The organism is Microbacterium sp. CJ77 (assembly GCF_002911615.1).
Classification (GTDB): Bacteria; Actinomycetota; Actinomycetes; order Actinomycetales; family Microbacteriaceae; genus Microbacterium.
This window is the reverse complement of the sequence record NZ_PQBR01000014.1, coordinates 1-1,351: the sequence shown is the minus strand read 5'-3', so window position 1 is coordinate 1,351 and position 1,351 is coordinate 1. Positions and strand designations below refer to the sequence as shown.

Below are 1,351 nucleotides of genomic sequence, written 5' to 3'. Positions count from 1 at the left end.
CGCTTGAGAACTGGTCACTTTCGGCGCTCGAAAAGTGAACAGTTGCGGGCAGTCTAGCCAGGGGTTTCGTCGGTCGTGGTTCTGATGCTGGGGAGGCTGTCGATGCCTCTGCCGCGGAGTCGATAACTCGCGCCCTTCAACGTGAGCACGTCGGCGTGGTGGACGATCCGGTCGATCATGGCCGCCGCGACGGCTTGGTCTCCGAAGACACCGCCCCAGCCGGAGAACGGCAGGTTGGAGGTGAGGATCAGCGAGGCGTGTTCGTAGCGAGATGAGACGAGCTGAAAGAACAAGTTCGCGGCGTCTTGTTCGAACGGGAGGTAGCCGACTTCGTCGACGATGATCAGCCCGTAGCGGCGTAGCCGGGCGAGCTCTTGCGGGAGTCGGCCTTGACGATGGGCGTCGGTGAGGCGGGTGACCCAGTCCGTCGCCGTCGCGAACAGCACTCTATGTCCGTGCTTCGCGGCGACGATCCCGAGTGCGGTTGCGAGATGCGTCTTCCCCGTTCCTGGCGGGCCCAGGAGCACGACGTTCTGCGCTTCCAGCAGGAACCCTCCGGAGGCGAGGGCGGCGATCTGCTGACGCGCGGTCGGTTGCGCGTCCCAGTCGAAGTCCTCGAGCATCTTGCGGGCGGGGAACCCGGCAGCTTTGATCCGCAGCTCCGCTCCGGACGCGTTCCGCGCGGAGACTTCTCGTTCGAGGACGGCGGCGAGGTAGTCCTCAAACGACCAGCCCGCGTCCCGGGCTTGATCGGCCATCCGGCCGGCAGCTTCAGTGATCCGGGGCGCTTTCAGCGCACCGGCGAGATAGGTGATCTGCTTGACCGCGTCTGTCGTCTTGCTCGCGGCCATCAGCTGTTCTCCTGGTCGGTGACCAGCCCGAAGGCCCGATCGTAGTCGGCGAGGTCGCGGGTCAGCTCATCGCCGACCGCCGCGGCGCGGGGCGTCTGGAACTGTTTGCGGAGCCGGGCCGCGGTCTCCACGTGGACCGGGTCGGTGACCGTGGTGCCCCGCGCCCAAACCCTGGCGTGGTCAGCGACGATCCGCCCATCGGCGCGGACTTTCACGCGGTCAAGGTCGGCGGTGACGTCGACCATCCGGCCGATCACCGTCGGATCCACGGAGTAGTCGTTGGTGTCGAGGCGGACGTAGTAGTCCCGGCCGAGTCGGATGCTGTTGCGCCAGCCCAGATGGATCGGGATCGGCGGCAACGGCAGCATCGCGGCCCGGTCCGCGTCGAGCCGATCCACGGGAGCGACCCGGATCGTGCGGACGATGCGGGAGTTCGCCAGGTTCAGCCAGTCCGTGAACTGGGTGTTGAAGTCCGCTGGGGAGGTGAACGACCGGCCCGG

Annotated in this window: 1 protein-coding gene and 1 pseudogene; both read right to left on the bottom strand. The window is 66.9% G+C overall.

The window, feature by feature from the left end; all coding sequences use genetic code 11:
- Positions 1-53: 53 nt before the first annotated feature.
- Positions 54-851 carry an IS21-like element helper ATPase IstB gene (istB, locus tag C2868_RS17780; RefSeq protein ID WP_103663125.1) on the bottom strand — a complete coding sequence of 266 codons (798 nt, stop codon included), beginning with the start codon at positions 849-851 and terminating at the stop codon, positions 54-56.
- Positions 851-1,351 (bottom strand): annotated as a pseudogene (locus tag C2868_RS17785) (IS21 family transposase); the annotation flags it as partial. The gene istB and the pseudogene C2868_RS17785, both read right to left, overlap by 1 nt.